The 15,666-nt window shown below is 64.3% G+C and carries 15 protein-coding genes and 1 tRNA gene; 6 read left to right on the plus strand and 10 right to left on the minus strand.

Annotated features, from left to right (window positions below; translation table 11 throughout):
• The 3 genes from guaB to Q0L57_RS24430 form a co-directional block, all read right to left on the minus strand.
• Positions 1-1,481: IMP dehydrogenase (gene guaB / locus Q0L57_RS24420; protein WP_296745629.1), on the minus strand; the 1,481-nt coding region annotated here is incomplete at its 3' end.
• Between the two features lie 137 nt (positions 1,482-1,618).
• Positions 1,619-2,068, minus strand: a complete 450-nt coding sequence (locus tag Q0L57_RS24425; protein WP_296745630.1) for a PIN domain-containing protein — start codon at positions 2,066-2,068, stop codon at positions 1,619-1,621.
• Positions 2,065-2,307, minus strand: coding sequence for a type II toxin-antitoxin system Phd/YefM family antitoxin (locus Q0L57_RS24430; protein ID WP_296745631.1), 243 nt, complete (start codon positions 2,305-2,307; stop codon positions 2,065-2,067). The genes Q0L57_RS24425 and Q0L57_RS24430 overlap by 4 nt, the downstream gene beginning before the upstream one ends.
• 208 nt (positions 2,308-2,515) lie before the next feature.
• On the opposite strand from Q0L57_RS24430, the gene Q0L57_RS24435 reads away from it, so the two are divergent.
• Positions 2,516-3,937, plus strand: a complete 1,422-nt coding sequence (locus tag Q0L57_RS24435; protein ID WP_296745632.1) for an MFS transporter — start codon at positions 2,516-2,518, stop codon at positions 3,935-3,937.
• A gap of 110 nt (positions 3,938-4,047) precedes the next feature.
• On the opposite strand, the gene Q0L57_RS24440 is transcribed toward Q0L57_RS24435, so the two are convergent.
• Complete coding sequence (locus Q0L57_RS24440) at positions 4,048-4,794, minus strand: RlmE family RNA methyltransferase (RefSeq protein WP_296745633.1); 747 nt, start codon at positions 4,792-4,794, stop codon at positions 4,048-4,050.
• A 55-nt stretch (positions 4,795-4,849) separates the two neighbouring features.
• Positions 4,850-6,172 carry a Ppx/GppA phosphatase family protein gene (locus Q0L57_RS24445; RefSeq protein ID WP_296745634.1) on the minus strand — a complete coding sequence of 441 codons (1,323 nt, stop codon included), beginning with the start codon at positions 6,170-6,172 and terminating at the stop codon, positions 4,850-4,852.
• 253 nt (positions 6,173-6,425) lie between these two features.
• Here Q0L57_RS24445 and Q0L57_RS24450 point away from each other — a divergent pair, with 253 nt between their 5' ends.
• From Q0L57_RS24450 to Q0L57_RS24465, 4 genes are all read left to right on the plus strand, one after another.
• Entirely contained in the window at positions 6,426-7,358 is a 933-nt protein-coding gene (locus Q0L57_RS24450; RefSeq protein ID WP_296745635.1) for a YbhN family protein, read from the plus strand.
• A 152-nt stretch (positions 7,359-7,510) separates the two neighbouring features.
• A tRNA-Gln gene (locus Q0L57_RS24455) sits at positions 7,511-7,584 on the plus strand.
• 71 nt (positions 7,585-7,655) lie between these two features.
• Positions 7,656-8,318 (plus strand): hypothetical protein, encoded by a 663-nt coding sequence (locus Q0L57_RS24460; RefSeq protein ID WP_296745636.1) that lies wholly within the window; start codon positions 7,656-7,658, stop codon positions 8,316-8,318.
• Positions 8,319-8,486: 168 nt separating this feature from the next.
• Positions 8,487-8,720, plus strand: coding sequence for a hypothetical protein (locus Q0L57_RS24465; protein ID WP_296745637.1), 234 nt, complete (start codon positions 8,487-8,489; stop codon positions 8,718-8,720).
• 75 nt (positions 8,721-8,795) lie between these two features.
• Here the strand turns inward: Q0L57_RS24465 and Q0L57_RS24470 are convergent, their stop codons facing one another.
• The 5 genes from Q0L57_RS24470 to Q0L57_RS24490 all read right to left on the minus strand — a co-directional run bounded on the left by Q0L57_RS24470 (position 8,796) and on the right by Q0L57_RS24490 (position 14,235).
• Positions 8,796-9,575: an ABC transporter ATP-binding protein gene (locus Q0L57_RS24470; protein WP_296745638.1), complete on the minus strand. Its 780-nt coding sequence runs from the start codon at positions 9,573-9,575 to the stop codon at positions 8,796-8,798.
• Positions 9,576-9,585: 10 nt separating this feature from the next.
• Positions 9,586-10,605 carry an iron ABC transporter permease gene (locus tag Q0L57_RS24475; RefSeq protein ID WP_296745639.1) on the minus strand — a complete coding sequence of 340 codons (1,020 nt, stop codon included), beginning with the start codon at positions 10,603-10,605 and terminating at the stop codon, positions 9,586-9,588.
• Positions 10,606-10,620: 15 nt separating this feature from the next.
• Positions 10,621-11,670: an ABC transporter substrate-binding protein gene (locus Q0L57_RS24480; RefSeq protein ID WP_296745640.1), complete on the minus strand. Its 1,050-nt coding sequence runs from the start codon at positions 11,668-11,670 to the stop codon at positions 10,621-10,623.
• Between the two features lie 93 nt (positions 11,671-11,763).
• A complete protein-coding gene (locus tag Q0L57_RS24485; protein WP_296745641.1) occupies positions 11,764-12,528 on the minus strand; it encodes a substrate-binding domain-containing protein in 765 nt (254 codons plus the stop codon).
• A gap of 273 nt (positions 12,529-12,801) precedes the next feature.
• On the minus strand, positions 12,802-14,235 hold the full coding sequence (locus Q0L57_RS24490; protein ID WP_296745642.1) for an aldehyde dehydrogenase family protein: 1,434 nt from the start codon (positions 14,233-14,235) through the stop codon (positions 12,802-12,804).
• A 270-nt stretch (positions 14,236-14,505) separates the two neighbouring features.
• Between Q0L57_RS24490 and Q0L57_RS24495 the strand changes: the two genes are divergently transcribed.
• Complete coding sequence (locus Q0L57_RS24495; RefSeq protein ID WP_296745643.1) at positions 14,506-15,507, plus strand: YeiH family protein; 1,002 nt, start codon at positions 14,506-14,508, stop codon at positions 15,505-15,507.
• Positions 15,508-15,666: the final 159 nt, after the last annotated feature.

The following is a 15,666-nucleotide window of genomic DNA, read 5'->3' on the forward strand; positions in this document are numbered from 1 at the left end:
GGGCTTTCGCGGGTGATCGTGACGTCATGGGCGTGGCTTTCACGAAGTCCGGCATTCGATATGCGCACAAAGGTGGCGCGTTCGCGGAACTCGGCAAGATCGCGTCCACCCACATAACCCATAGCGGCTTTCAGGCCGCCTGCAAGCTGGTGCAGCACGCCAGACACAGGTCCTTTATAGGGAACCTGCCCTTCGATGCCCTCCGGAACCAGTTTCAGCGTGTCGCGGACCTCGGCCTGGAAGTAGCGGTCGGCCGAGCCGCGCGCCATCGCGCCGACCGAGCCCATGCCGCGATAAGCCTTGAAGGAGCGGCCCTGGTGCAGGTAGACCTCGCCCGGGCTCTCGTCGGTGCCCGCAAGCAGCGAGCCGATCATGGCGGCGCTCGCGCCTGCCGCCAGCGCCTTGGCGAGATCTCCCGAATATTTGATGCCGCCGTCAGCAATCACGCTCACGCCCGCCTTATGCGCCGTCTCCACCGCCGACATGATCGCCGAAAGCTGCGGAACGCCGACACCGGCAACGATTCGCGTGGTGCAGATCGAGCCCGGGCCGATGCCAACCTTGACCGCGTCGGCGCCGGCGTCGATCAACGCCTTCGTGCCGTCGGCGGTAGCGACATTGCCGGCGAGGATGCGCACCGAATTCGAAAGCTTCTTCGCCCGCGTCACGGCATCCAGCACGCGCTGGGAGTGACCATGGGCGGTGTCGATGACGAGAAGGTCGACGCCAGCGTCAATCAGGCGCTCGGCGCGCTCGAAACCATCATCGCCGACGCTGGTGGCGGCGGCAGCGCGCAGGCGACCCTGCGCGTCCTTGGTGGCGTGCGGGTTGAGCTGCGACTTCTCGATGTCCTTGACCGTGATCAGGCCGACGCAATTGCCCTTCCTGTCGACGACCACCAGCTTCTCGATACGGTGCTTGTGCAGGAGGCGCTTGGCTTCGTCCTGGTCGACATTCTCCTTGACCGTGATCAGGTTCTCACGGGTCATCAACTCGTAGACCTTCTGCGACGGATCGGAGGCGAAGCGCACGTCGCGGTTGGTGAGGATGCCGACGAGACGGCCGACAGTGTGGCCGCCGGTGCCGCCATTCTCGACCACCGGAATGCCCGAAATCGAATAGGTCCGCATCAGCGCCAGCGCGTCGGCGAGCGTCGCGTCCGGGCCGATGGTGACGGGGTTCACCACCATGCCGGACTCGAATTTCTTCACTTGCCGGACTTCCTCGGCCTGCTCGGCCGGGGTGAGATTGCGGTGGATGACGCCGATGCCGCCCGCCTGCGCCATGGCGATCGCAAGCCGCGCCTCGGTGACGGTGTCCATCGCGGCCGACAGGATCGGCACGTTGAGGTCGATGTCGCCGGCGATGCGGGTGCGGATGTCGGTTTCGCCCGGCATGACTTCGGAATGACCGGGCTGAAGCAGCACGTCGTCGAAGGTCAGCGCCAGTACGCCGGTGGACGTTTCGATGATTTTTGCCATGGCCAGCCCTTTGAATGCGGAAAAAGCGCTGGACCGGGATGGACAGCGCCGACTCTTTCTTCCCTTTCAGGATTGGCGCTGGCTGGTAACACGTCACGGCGCCGATGAAAAGCCGGTCGTTGCGAGCGCCTCGGCTTCTATTCCGCGCCCAGGAGAGTCTCCAGCAAAGCGTGGCGCGGCGATGCAAAAGGATTGACCACGGTGACGCCTCCCCAGGTGAAACCATCCTGCAGGTCTTCCGAGAGGAGCAGCCGGCAGCCCGTTTGCGATGCAGCCGAAAGAATCACGGCATCCCAAATGGCGAAACGATGGTCTGCCGCGAGATCGACTGCCATCATCATCACTTCTGGTGTCGTGCCAATAACTGGGAACGCGTCGCGCCAGCCAAGCAGGGCCTGCCGTGCCCCCTCAGGCTCCCTTCCGGCCTTGCGGACGAGCACGTTGAACAACTCGCCCAGCACCTGGACGGGAATGACGGCAGCCTCCTGTGGAACGTTGCGAAGTAATTCGAGGACGGTTTCGCGTTTTTCGGCGCTGTTCACCCCCTCCGCATAGGCAAGTACATTTGTGTCGAGCGCGACCTTCACCGGTCGTCCTCATAAAGCTCATCGCGTGTCCAGCGCCCGGCATCGACCACGATCTGCCGCTCAAGGCGCTGCAGCAATGCCGCGCGCGACCGGGAGGCCACTCCTTCGTCGCCAGCAGGCACAATCCGCGCCACCGGCCGCCCGTGACTGGTCACGACGTAGCTGTGGCCCTCGCGCACCTCGCGCAGGATGTGAGAAAATCTTCGGTTGGCGTCGGCTGCCGAAACGGTTTCATCCATGGTTGCACCCAACTTGTAGTTATATTCACTACTATAGTAACATACCTTGAATTCGGCAAGCTATAGTGGCGCGAAGGCAGCCACCAGGGGTTGCGGTCGCGCAAAAGTGACAGCAATTTAATGCGACATACGCGTCGGGGCATGATAACCGCCCGGGCGTGCCGGCTCACCCCCAAGCCGGGTAGCTTAGACAGATCAGGGCGTTCCGTTGAACCGCATCATCCCGCTCATCCTGGCGGTCGCACTTTTCATGGAGAACATGGATTCGACCGTCATCGCCACGTCGCTGCCGGCGATCGCGATCGACATCCATACCAGCCCGATCGCGCTCAAGCTGGCGCTGACGGCCTATCTGGTGTCGCTGGCGATCTTCATTCCGATCAGCGGCTGGATGGCGGATCGGTTCGGCGCCAAGAATGTCTTCCGCGCAGCAATTGCCGTCTTCATCGCCGGATCGGTCGCCTGCACCTTTTCCAATTCGCTGCCGGCCTTCGTGGTGTCGCGCTTCCTACAAGGCATGGGTGGCGCCATGATGACGCCGGTCGGGCGTCTGGTGCTGGTGCGAGCGACGCCGAAGAGCGAACTCGTCGCCGCGATGTCCTGGCTGACGGTGCCGGCGCTGGTCGGACCGCTGGTCGGCCCGCCGATCGGTGGCTTCATCACCACCTATTTCACCTGGCACTGGATCTTTCTGATCAACGTGCCGATCGGCCTCATCGGCATCTGGCTCGCCACGCGCTTCCTGCCGGAAACCGAGCCGACAGAGACGCCGCCGCTCGACTTTCCCGGCTTCGTGCTGTCCGGGCTCGCGGCGTCGGGCGTGGTCTTCGGCCTTTCGGTGGTCAGCCTGCCGGCCCTGCCGCCGCTCGCCGGCTTCCTCACCGTGGCGGTCGGCGTGGTCTCCGGCGTGCTCTATCTCTTGCATGCGCGCCGTGCCAACAACCCGTTGCTGGCGCTGGAACTGTTTCGCAACCAGGTATTTCGCGCGTCCGTGCTCGGCGGTTCGTTGTTTCGCATCGGCATCGGCGCCGTGCCATTCCTTTTGCCGCTGATGTTCCAGATCGGGTTCGGGTTGACGCCGTTCCAGTCCGGCATGATCACCTTCGTCTCGGCACTCGGCGCCATCGGCATGAAGTTCGTCACCGCGCTGGTTTTCCGGCTCGCCGGTTTCCGCCGCGTGCTGATCTGGGGCTCGCTCGTCGCCGCCGGATCGATCGCCATCTACGGCCTGTTCACGCCCGAAACGCCCTATGCGCTGATGCTGGCGATATTGCTGGTCGGCGGCTTCATCCGCTCGATGTTCTTCACCGGCGTCAACGCCCTGTCCTACGCCGACATCACGCCGGCCGACACGAGCAAGGCTACACCGATCACGGCTGTCTTCCAGCAATTGTCGATCGCGCTCGGCGTGGCGCTGGCCGGCGGCATCCTGGAAGTGTCGACCTCGGTCCATGGCGGACCACTGCGGCTCAGCGATTTCCACATCGCGTTCTTTATCGTCGCGGCCGTGTCGGCAGCGGCCTCGGTGACCTTCATGCGGCTGTCGCCGGATGCCGGCAGCGCCGTCTCGGGACATGGCCGCCTGACGACGCCGAAGACGCTGGAGACGGCGGGCACTGCTGGGAAGTAGGCGCGCCTCTCCCTTCTCCCCTTGCGGGAGAAGGTGGATCGGCGCGCAGCGCCGCGACGGATGAGGGGTGTTCCAGCGGAGTGAGACGTCGGCGTTCCCTGGAACACCCCTCATCCGTCGCCTTCGGCGACACCTTCTCCCACAAGGGGAGAAGGACGGGCGCTGCCTTTGAAATCCTTCGCCAGCAGGTAGAGCTCCACCGACTCATCGCGCGAAGCCGGCGGCTTGACGTGGTGGACCGAGCGGAAATTCTGTTTCAGGCGCGTCAGCAGTTCGTTTTCCGCGCCACCCTGAAAAGTCTTGGCGAGGAAATGCCCGCCGGGCTTCAGCACGTGAAGCGCGAAATCGGCCGCCACCTCGCACAAATGCATGGTGCGCAGATGGTCGGTGCGGCGATGGCCGGTGGTGGGCGCGGCCATGTCGGAAAGCACGATGTCCGGCTGGCCGCCGAGTGCTTCGGCGAGCTTGTGCGGGGCATCGGGGTCGAGGAAATCCATCTGCAGGATGACCGCACCCGGCACCGCGTCCATCTCCAGGTAGTCGATGCCGACGACATGCGGGTTTTCGGCGCTCGACTTCGTGCGGGCCGCCGCCACTTGGCACCAGCCGCCGGGAGCAGCGCCCAGGTCGATCACCTTCATGCCGGGCTTCAGGAGATGATGCTTGTCGTCGATCTCGATCAGCTTGTAGGCGGCGCGCGAGCGGTAGCCGTCGGCCTTGGAGCGCTGCACATAGGGGTCGTTCATGTGCCGCTCGAGCCAGCGACGCGAGGATTCCTTCAGACCGCTCTTCTTCTTGATCCTGGTCTTCAGGACGCGCATGCCGGCCGAACCCGGCTTTTCCGGTTTCTTTGTCATCGGCGTTCCCATTTGAGCATGATCTTTCCCAAAGACCGGCTTCCACTTTTTGGGATCATGCCCTGCGCCCATCGTTGCGCCAGACGCCGTCATCGGCCATCAGCTCGCTCAAGATGCCCTCGCGCAGGCCGCGGTCGGCGACGCGCAGCCGCTCGGACGGCCAGACGCCGCGGATGGCCTCCAGGATGGCGCAGCCGGCGAGCACGAGGTCGGCGCGATCGGCGCCGATGCAGGGGTTGGCGACGCGCTGCTGGAAATCCCAGCCGATCAGCCTCTCGACCATGCGGTCGACGCTATCGCGGTCCATCCACAGCCCGTCGACCCGGCGCCGATCGTAACGTTCGAGATCGAGATGAACGCCGGCCAGCGTGGTCACCGTGCCGGAGGTGCCCAGAAGATGGAAGTTCGGACTGGCCAGCACATGGGAGAGCCTGTCGCGGCCGTCGAAGGTTTTCAGCCGGATCGCCACATCCTCGACCATGGCGTCGAAGGTCTCGCGCGTCACCGTGCGGCCGCCGAAACGCTCGGCGAGCGATACCACGCCGACGGGCAGCGACGTCCAGGAGACGATGTGATTGGCGAGCCTGGGCGAGCGGTGGCCATTGCTGAGGTCGATCAGCGCTATCTCCGACGAGCCGCCGCCGATGTCGAACAGCACGACCCCCTTGGTATCGCGCTCGACCAGCGAGCCGCAGCCGGACACCGCGAGCCGCGCCTCGGTCTGGCGGTCGATGATCTCCAGTTTCAGCCCGGCCTCGCGCTCGACGCGCTCGAGGAACTCGACACCGTTCTCGGCCGAGCGGCAGGCCTCGGTGGCGATCAGCCTCGCCTTCCTGATCTTGCGGTTACGCAATTTGTCGCCGCAGATCTTGAGCGCCTCGACAGCGCGGTCCATGGCGGCTTGGCCGAGCCGGCCGGAAGCGGAAAGCCCCTCGCCCAGCCTGACGATGCGCGAAAAGGCGTCGATGACGCGGAACTGGCCGTGCCGGCCTGGCACCGCGACCAGCAACCGGCAATTGTTGGTGCCGAGGTCGAGCGCCGCGAACACCGGCAATTCCTGCAGCTGGGCACGAGGTCCGCCCTGCGCCGTGCGAGGTTGAGGCGGTGCCTGCACGGCTTCGGGCGGGAGGCTGGCGGGCGCGGGTGCCGGCTGCCTGATCGCGCCATTCTCGTCGCGGGCAAAAACCTTGCGGCCGCGCCTGCGCTTGCGGCGCTTGCGCGCCTTGCCCTTCGCCTGCTCGCCATGGTGGTCGGCATGTCTGCCATGCGCGCCCGCATGGCGGCTGAACCGCCCGGCGGACGGGCCCGCCGATTCGGACGGCGATGCCCCGGACATGCCCACTTCCGACGCGCCGGCGCCGGTGTCGTGGTCTTCCACTTCAGTTCCTTCCGGCGCCGCGCGAACCGGGTTCGGACGCAGCAGGCACCTCGATTTGTTTCAAGTTGCCGACAGACTAGCAGCGCGTTTCGCAATCACCAAGAGCGCGTGGTCCGAATTCTGGTCCCGTCACGTTGGGGCAATGTCTTGCCGGTTGAATAGCCGGCTTCAATCGGGCATGTCTCAACGGGTCGGAACGGATGAAACGGGCGCCACGCCGGACAAATGAGCTGCAACGCATGACGATTTCGCGATGAACTGGAGACGTTATTTCTGGCCGGTCGTCGGCATAGGCGCGGTGATCTTCTCGCTGTTCCTGCTGTGGCACGAACTGCGTGGCATCTCGATCGACGACGTCTGGGCCGGCATCTCCGCCATCCCGGCACGCGGCTGGATCCTCGCGGCGCTGAGCTCGGTCGTCGCCTATGCCTCGCTTGCCGGCTACGATCACATCGCGCTGCTCCATATAGGCAAAAAGGTATCCTGGCTGTTCGTCACGCTGTGCTCCTTCACCACCTACGCGGTGTCGCACAATATCGGCGGTTCGGTGTTTTCGGGCGCGGTGATCCGCTACCGCGCCTATGCTACCCGAGGCCTGACCGGCCAGGAGATCGGCGTGCTGGTGGCGATCTGCTGGTTCACCTTCATCCTGTCGAGCGTCTTCCTCGGCGGCCTCGTGCTCTTGCTGGAACCTCAGATCATCGACCGCTTCACGGGCGCGCCGCATCATGGCGCCGCGTTTGCCGCCGGGGTCGCCATGCTTGTCCTTGTCGGCGCATATGCCTTCGGCAGTTGGCTGCATCTTAGGCCGCTCAAGATCGGCACCTTCCAACTGCACTATCCGGCACTGCCGATCGTCGCACGCCAATTGCTGATCGGCCCGGTTGAATTGCTGGCCGCCGCCGCGATCATCTATTTCGCCCTGCCCGCGGCCGGCAACCCCGGCTATTTCGTCGTGCTCGGCGTGTTCATGGTATCGTTCTCGATCGGCCTTCTGTCGCACGCGCCGGGCGCGCTCGGTGTGTTCGAAGTCGTCTTCCTCACCGGCCTTTCGGACATGGACCCGGCCGGCGTGCTCGCCGCCCTTCTGGTATTCCGCCTGTTCTACCTCATCATCCCGCTGCTGATCGGGCTTTGCGTGGTGCTGTTCTTCGAGCATTCGCAGTACAGCCACGGCAAGGGCTGAGCGCGCTTACGGCGACCCCGCTAGGTAATGGGCAAAAAAGGCTGCGATTGAACTGAAACGCGGGCTTGACTATTTTCGGGTGGCGGCTACAAGGCAGCGCTCGCGGCGCACAGCCGCCCGCTTCGCACGGTTCTCTTCGCAACCGCGCCTGCTGGGGAATAGGTTAACGGTAGACCCACGGACTCTGACTCCGTTAGTCCTGGTTCGAATCCAGGTTCCCCAGCCAGCATCAATCTGATGCTATTCGCAAACATGATCGCCCGGCTCCGACTTATTTGATTTGTTGAGGCAGCACGGTTGAACTCAGACCAACCCACGGTTCGAATTGTCAGCGCGCCAGTTGGTGAGCCTCCCGATTGGGTCCGGGATGCCTGGATAGGACTTGATCTGCCTTTGTCCTGGCCGGAGATCAGCAAGGTCACAACATTCGGTGTCGTGTCTGGCCCTAGAAGTCTCTGGTCCACCTTCTGGTACCGGATCAGCGGACGCGGCGAAAAGCAGAGCGGCTATATCGTCAGATATGCGGACGCCATGAAGGTGTTGCGGGAGACCAGGCCCGATGCGGCGCTGTGGTGGGACCAGAACGTAGGCAAGGGGCAAAGTTGGAGCACCCTTTTGTTTCAAGCCAGTTGTGGGGAATTGCGGCAGGTGGAAGCTTTGGGCGTACCTCGCTGGCGGCGCACTATAAGTAACTTCTTGAGTTCATTGACGCTCATCGTCCTCGCTATTGCGACGACGCAAATCGGCCAGTCAAACGGCTCCTGGTTGTGGCTGTTTCCGGTCGGGTGGGTTTGGACCTGTGTAGGACTGCTGAATCACTTCCTGCTTCAGACAAAATTCTGGCGCTTCAAAATCATGCGCAGCGATTGGAAATCCCTACTCGTCACAGTCGTCATAATGATCTTCGTGCTTGGGGCTTTCATGGGAGTTTTTTTCTGCTTTGGCAGGTTGGTGCGGTGAGTTTGCACAGCGCGGATAGAACCGTGAGCGCGATGACTGCGCGACCATCATATTAGCAATCAACGATATATTAATAAGCAAGGTCCAAGCTTTGCATATCGGGCAAGATCCCGATCGACGATCCCGCACCTATAGGTGCCGAGACGCTCGACCGATGCGGAGCAACGCATGAGTGTCGAAACAGCACTGGCGCAGCTATTGCGCATGCTTCACCGTCGCGCCCTGAACTTAGCGGCGTTACCAGACGATGAAAGAGACCCGCACTACGACCGCATCCGACGATCATGCTGCGGAGCAGCCGAGCATATCGGCCAAAGTCCGGACAGCGCGGCGATGACGGCAAACAGCATCGTCGAGTTTACCCGTGCGATGGTCGGGATCATCGAGGCAAAGCGCGGGTAAGGCGGCGCCAGCTGCTGGTTCGGCTGTGCTCGGCCGCAATGTGTATTGCGGGTGATGGCCCGCCTAGTACCCTGACTATGTAGCCTCCACCTCGGCGACGCAGCTTATATGGCCGTCCGCGCGGATCAGCCGGATCGGCACGCCGTAAGTGCGCGACAGCGTTGCCTCGGTCAGGATGTCGAATGTCGGCCCGATCGCAGGCGGATGGTCGCGCGACAGCGCCAGCGTGCGGTCGGCGAGCGTGTAGGCATGGTCAGGCGCGTGGGTGGTGAAGATCACGGCGAGGCCGGTGCCGGCCAAGCGGCGGACCAGCGCCAGGAAGCGCGCCTGGTTGGCGAAGTCGAGGTGGGCCGTCGGCTCGTCGAGGATCATCAGCTTCGGCGCCTGCACCAGCACGCGGGCGATCTGCACCAGCTGGCGCTCGCCGCCGCTGATCTCGGTGTAGGCGGCATCGGCCAGGTGGCGGATGCCAAGCGTCGCCAATGCCTCGAGCGCAAGACCCGTAACCTCGCTGCCCGGCACGTCGAACAGGCCGAGATGCGGCGCCCTGCCCATCTCCACCACCGTGCGGACGGAGAAGGCAAAGACGGTTTCGTAGCTTTGCGGCACCAGCGCCAGCAGGCGAGCGATCGCGGGGCGCGACAGCGCGGCAATGGGCTGGCCGGCGAGTTCCACCTTGCCGGCACTCGGCGGCGAAAGGCCCGCCAGGCAGCGCAGCAGCGTCGACTTGCCGACGCCGTTCGGGCCGAGCACGCAGACCACCTCGCCCGCGGCGATGCCGAGGCTGACGTCGGCAAACACGGGCTCCGGCCGGCCCGCATAGGAGAAGCCGAGCTTTTCGGCGGCGAGGATCATGGCAAACCCGTCATGCCCAGCCCAGCCTGCCGCGACCGAGCAACAGCATGAACACAGGCGCGCCGACCAGCGCCGTCAGGATGCCGAGCGGCACTTCGGCCGCCGTCACGGTGCGGGCAACATCGTCGATGATCAAAAGGTAGCAGGCGCCGAGCGAGAGCGTTGCCGGCACGAGCCGGCGGAAATCCGGTCCGACGATGATGCGCGCGAAATGCGGGATGACCAGCCCGACCCAGCCGATGATGCCGCTGATCGAGACGGCGGAGGCGGCGATCAGCGTCGAAAGCAGGATCATCACCAGCCGCAGCCGGGCGACCTCGACACCCATGATGCGAGCCTGCTCGTCGCCCATCGCCAGCAGGTTCAGCCGCCAGCGCAGGGCAAGCAGGCCGAGCACGCTCGGAATGGTGACGACCAGCACCGGCACGAGGTCAGCGGTCGAGACCGAGGAGAGCGAGCCGAGCAGCCAGAATTCGATGACCGGCAATTTGGAGTTGGGATCGGCGACATATTTCAGGAGCGACAAAAGCGCCGTGAACAGCGAGCCGACGATGACGCCGCCCAGCACCAGCGCGATGGTCGAGTTCAGCCGAAAGAAGCGGTTCATGACAAAGCACATCGCCACGGCGAGAAGCCCGAAAGCGAAGGCGCAGGCTTGGGTGGCGTAGCGCTCGCCGAACAAAAGGATCGCCACCGCCGCGCCGAAACCGGCCCCGGCCGACACGCCAAGCGTGAAGGGCGACACCAGCGGGTTGCGGAACACGCCCTGATAACAGGCGCCGGCGACCGCCAGTCCACCACCGACGACCATGGCGGCCAGCACCCGTGGAAGGCGGACGTCGAGCACCACCGAGCCAACGACCGGCGGCCAGTCACGCGCAATCGGCAGGAACTGCGCTGCAATCACCTTGATGACGGTCTGTGGCTCGACGGGATAGCGGCCAAGCAGGAAGGACAACAGGAAGATCGCGACCGGCAGCACGACCAGCATCGCCACCGCCAGGTTGCGCGCGGGCCTCGACCGGGGCATCGACGACACCACGGCCTAGTTCGGCCCGGTGTATTTCTGCCCGTAGAACCGCGTGTAATAGGCATCGGCCTGCTTCTGCATGTCGATGTCGGCGAAGCGATCGGGATAGAGTTTTTTCGCCATCCACAATTCGCCGAGCGCCAGCGCCTCGGGCAGCGGATAGCCCCAGGGCTTCACATATTCGGGCGTGATGTAGAGGCGCTTGTTCTCGACCGCGTCGACATGCTGCCAGGCGGCGCCCTTCTCGATCTCGGCGGCCACCGGCGCATAGCGATCCTGCACGAAGATCACCTGCGGGTTCCAGGCCAGCACGTCTTCCATCGACACCTTGGTGGCGCCGCGCACGCCGGCCGCGACATTGACGCCGCCCGAACGCTTCATGATGACGCCGGTGTATTTGCCGGAGCCATAGGTGTTCATGTCCGGATTGGCCATGTAGAGCTTCACCCTCGAGCCATCCGGGATCGAGGCGACGCGATCCTCGACCTTCCTGCGCTCGGCAAAGGCGTAGTCGATCAGTTGGTCGGCCCGCTCGCGCCTGTCGACGATGTCGCCGATCAGGCGCACGCCGATCTTCAGTCCTTCGGCATAAGCCGCGTCGTCATCGGCAAAGGTCGGGTTGAGTTTTGGCGCCTCCACCCCCTCGCCCTTCGACAGCGAGATGGCGACTACCGGCAGGCCGGCCTGCGAGAGCTGGTCGATCATGGCCGCCGGCGCATAATTGGTGACGAACACGACGTCCGGCTTCAGCTTCAGCACTTCCTCGACATTGACGGTCGAAAGATCGCCCGGCATCGGCAGGCTGGTGAGCTGAGGAGCGTATCTATCGAGGCCGGGAATGAGCTTCTGCCATGTGCGCAGCACGCCGACGATTCTGTCGGCGGCGCCGAGTTGCACCAGGATATCCAGGGTCTGGTGCTGCAGCACGACGATGCGCTCCACGTGATCGGGCACGGTAACGCTGCGGTTGAGCTGGTCGGTGACCGTGCGGGCATAGGCCGGCGCGAGCGCCAGAAGCGACAAGGCGAGAGCGAAGGCGAGCATGGGGCCGCGACGCAGGTTCATTTGGAGACCTCCCGAGAATGCCCGTCTGCCGGGCTCGATATGTTTTTCTGCATATAGCGTTGGACGAAGCGCGACAAGTTGCGGATCGGCGCGTCACCCCCCTTGCGGCAGCGTCACCGGCTGAAAGCCGTGGTCGCGCAAGATCCCCTGACCGGTGGCCGACAGTATGAACAGCGAAAAGGCCAGCCCCGCCTCGCAGCAACCAACCAACGTCGCAAGGCCGTATTCCGGCACTACGTTCACTTCGCGCGGGATCGCGACGATCTCGGCGTCTTGAACTTCCGCCACCAGCCCAGTCAGTCCGGTGCGGTAGCCAAGGAAAACATGCGCCGAACCCGCCGCCATGGCAGCCGCGATCGGGTCGTAGCGGCCGGGTGTGTTCGACGTCTCCGAACCACCCACCAGCTTCTGCGCCTTGGCGTCGAGCAGCGCGAAGCTGCCCGGCCTGATCTGGTCGATCCGCCGGAAGATAGCCCAGGCATAGTCGCCCGAAGGGTCCTTCAGCGGCGTCGACGTGGCGATGCCGATGGCCGGATCGAGCAACCTGTCGACGAAATTCCTGCCGGTGATGCCGGCGTCGCGCCGCACTGCCGCCGCCATGGCATTATGGGCGAAGACGATCGCCGGCCTCGCGATGCCCTGTTCGGCAAGGCGAGCGGGATGGGCAAAGCTCGCCGAGAGAAAGACGTCAGGCCGCTCGCCGGCCTCGATCCGCTCGCGCAGCAAGCCGGCCGGGCCCAGGCGTGTTTCGGCGATCACACCGGTCATGGCCGTGAAGGCGGAAAGCAGCGAGGGCAGCACATGGCGCAGGCTACCGGCGGCGTAGATCATCATCACAGCCTTTTTCGCCGAGGCCATTTCTCCCCCTTCCCGATCCTATGCCGTGACCCGACGGGACCTCCGGCGACGATGCCCGGGCATCTTCATCGCCAGCGTTTGCGTTCAACTGCGTGCGATGGACGCTATATCCGTAACAAAATAGCGTTTCACAATTTTCCTGGAATTTCTCCAGGCGACAGCACCGCGATTCCCGCCGCCGGCACTGGCGCCGCCGTGTCCCAAAGCAAGGGCCACCCCTCCTGAAGAAGGGCGGCCCTTGCTTTGGTTCAATGGGTGTCTTTCGACAGCCCGTTACTCGGCCGCCTCGTAGCCGGCGATGCCCTTGATCTCGAGGAAATCCTCAAGGCCGTACTCGGCATATTCACGGCCGTTGCCGGACTGCTTGTAGCCACCGAAGGGCAGGCCAGCGTCCCAGGTCGGATAGTTGATATAGACGTTGCCCGAGCGCATCCGCGCCGCGACATTGCGAGCCTTCTCGATGTCCTTGGCCTGGATGTAGGAGGCAAGGCCATAGACGGTGTCGTTAGCCTGTTCGACCGCCTGCTCGACCGTGTCGTATGGCATGATCGAAAGCACCGGTCCGAAGATCTCTTCCTTGGCGATGCGCATGTCGTGCGTGACGTTGGCGAACACGGTCGGGCGGATATAGTAGCCGCGGTTAAGCTCCGCCGGGCGGCCGGGACCGCCGGCCACCAGGGTGGCGCCCTCGTCGATGCCGCTCTGGATCAGGTCCTGGATCTTGTCGAACTGGATCTGGCTGACCACCGGGCCGAGCTTGGAGGCGGGCGCGTCGGCCGGGCCGACAGTGAACTTCTCCGCCGCCGCCTTGGCGTAGCCGGCGGCCTCGTCATGCCGGTCGCGCGGCACGAACATGCGGGTCGGCGCGTTACAGGACTGGCCGCTGTTGCCGAAGCAGCCGGCGACACCCTTGGTCACGGCCCGCTCGAGGTCGACGTCGGGAAACAGGATGTTGGCCGACTTGCCGCCGAGTTCCTGGTGCACGCGCTTGACCGTCTCGGCGGCTGCCTTGGCGACCAGGATGCCGGCGCGGGTCGAGCCGGTGAAGGACATCATGTCGACATCCGGATGGCTGGACAGCGCCTGCCCGACGCCCGGACCGTCGCCGTTGACGAGGTTGAACACGCCCTTCGGCACGCCGGCCTCGTCGATGATCTCGGCGAAGATGATGGCATCGAGCGGCGCGATCTCGGACGGCTTCAGCACCATGGTGCAGCCGGCGGCGAGCGCCGGGCCGACCTTGCAGGTGATCTGGTTGAGCGGCCAGTTCCACGGCGTGATCAGGCCGACGACACCGATCGGCTCCTTGACGATGAGCGACGAACCCTTGACGTGGCGGAACTGAAAAGTCTTCAGCACCTCGGCCATCTTCTCCAGATGCGCCTGGCCGACGCCGACCTGGCTGTCCAGCGCCATCTGGCGCGGCGCGCCCATCTCGCGCGAGACGGCGAGCGCCAGGTCCTTGCTGCGCTTCTTGTAGATCTCGATGACGCGGTTGAGGATATCGAGGCGCTCCTCGACCGAGGTGAAGCCGAAAGTGGCAAAAGCGCGCTTGGCCGCGGCAACCGCCTTGTCGACATCGGCCTTGGAACCAAGCGATATCTGGGCGAAGACGTCCTCGTTCGAGGGATCGATGACATCGAGCGTGTTGGGCACCACCGGATCCACCCAGGCGCCGTCGATATAAAACTGCAGATTGTGAGACATGGTCTTCGCTCCCTGTGGGCCGGCGTTTGTCGATGTGGCGGGGTGATCGTCGTATATCGCGAGAGATAACGATGCGGCAAGCGCCCTGTCAAACGCAAGGGGCGGCGATTGAGCCAGCGGCAACGTGCCAGATCGTTCGGAAAAATCGATCATTGTGATACAAACAATTCGTTGGAAAGATCGGTTCTGGAATGCCATTTCCCCGGTGAACACGCCTGGAGAATTGCATTGTCTTTCCTGCCCGCCACCGCGAATGATCTTCCAAACAGCCTGAGCATTGGCCGTTCGGCGAACCCCGCCCTCACGTCGATCTGGCCGGGCATCGTGCTGGTGGCGATGATCACTTGCGTCGCCTATTCGGCGCACGGTCTCTCCGGCCTCACGCTGTTCAGCCCAATGATCCTCGCAGTGGTCGCGGGCATAACCTTTTCCAACGTGCTCGGCACCCCCGCGCACGCCAAGGCGGGCATCGCCTTTTCACAAAAGCGCCTGTTGCGCTTCGCCATCGTGCTGCTCGGCTTCCAGCTCACGCTCGGCCAGGTCGCGGGCATCGGGCTCAGCGGCGTCGGCATCGTCGCCGCCACCCTCGGCGCGACCTTCCTGTTCACCGTCACGCTGGGAAGGCTGATCGGCGTCGATCGCAAGCTCGCGCAGCTGATCGCGGCCGGCACCTCGATTTGTGGCGCCTCGGCGATCGTCGCCACCAACATCGTCACCGACGCGCGTGACGAGGACGTCACCTACGCCGTCGCCGCGATCACGCTGTTCGGCACTGTTGCCATGCTCGGCTTTCCGCTGCTTTCGCCACTCTTCGGCCTCGACCAGCACGCATTCGGCCTGTGGGCCGGCGCCTCGATCCACGAGGTGGCGCAGGTGATCGGCGCCGGCTTCCAGAACGGCACGCTTGCCGGCGAGACGGCGACTGTTGCCAAGCTGACGCGCGTCACCATGCTGGCGCCGATGGTGATCGCGCTCGGCCTGATGGCCCGCCGCGGCAGCAATGATGCTTCCGCGGCCAAGCCGCCGATGCCATGGTTCGTAGTGGCCTTCGTCGCCGTCGTGGCGCTGAACAGCCTGGTGACGATCCCGCAGCAGGTTCACTCGGCCATCGCGCTGGCCGCCCAGGTCATGCTGACCATGGGGCTCGCCGCCATGGGCCTGCAGGCCGATATCTCGGAGCTGCACTCGCGCGGCCTGCGCCCGCTGATGCTTGCCTTCTCGGCCTTTATCTTCATCGCAGCGTTCAGCCTGGCGCTGGTAAAGCTCGTCTAAGGCGATCTGTGGTTCGGGCCAGGCCGCCCTAATCCTCGTCATCGTCCTCGAACGAACAGGCCGCGACATAGATCGCGGCCAGCTTCTCGATGCCGGCCTGGTCCTCCTTGTCGAAGCGGCCGGGCAGCGGGCTGTCGAGGTCGAGCACGCCGAACGCGC

This window comes from Mesorhizobium sp. (assembly GCF_024509055.1).
In the GTDB taxonomy this organism is placed as follows: Bacteria; Pseudomonadota; Alphaproteobacteria; order Rhizobiales; family Rhizobiaceae; genus Mesorhizobium.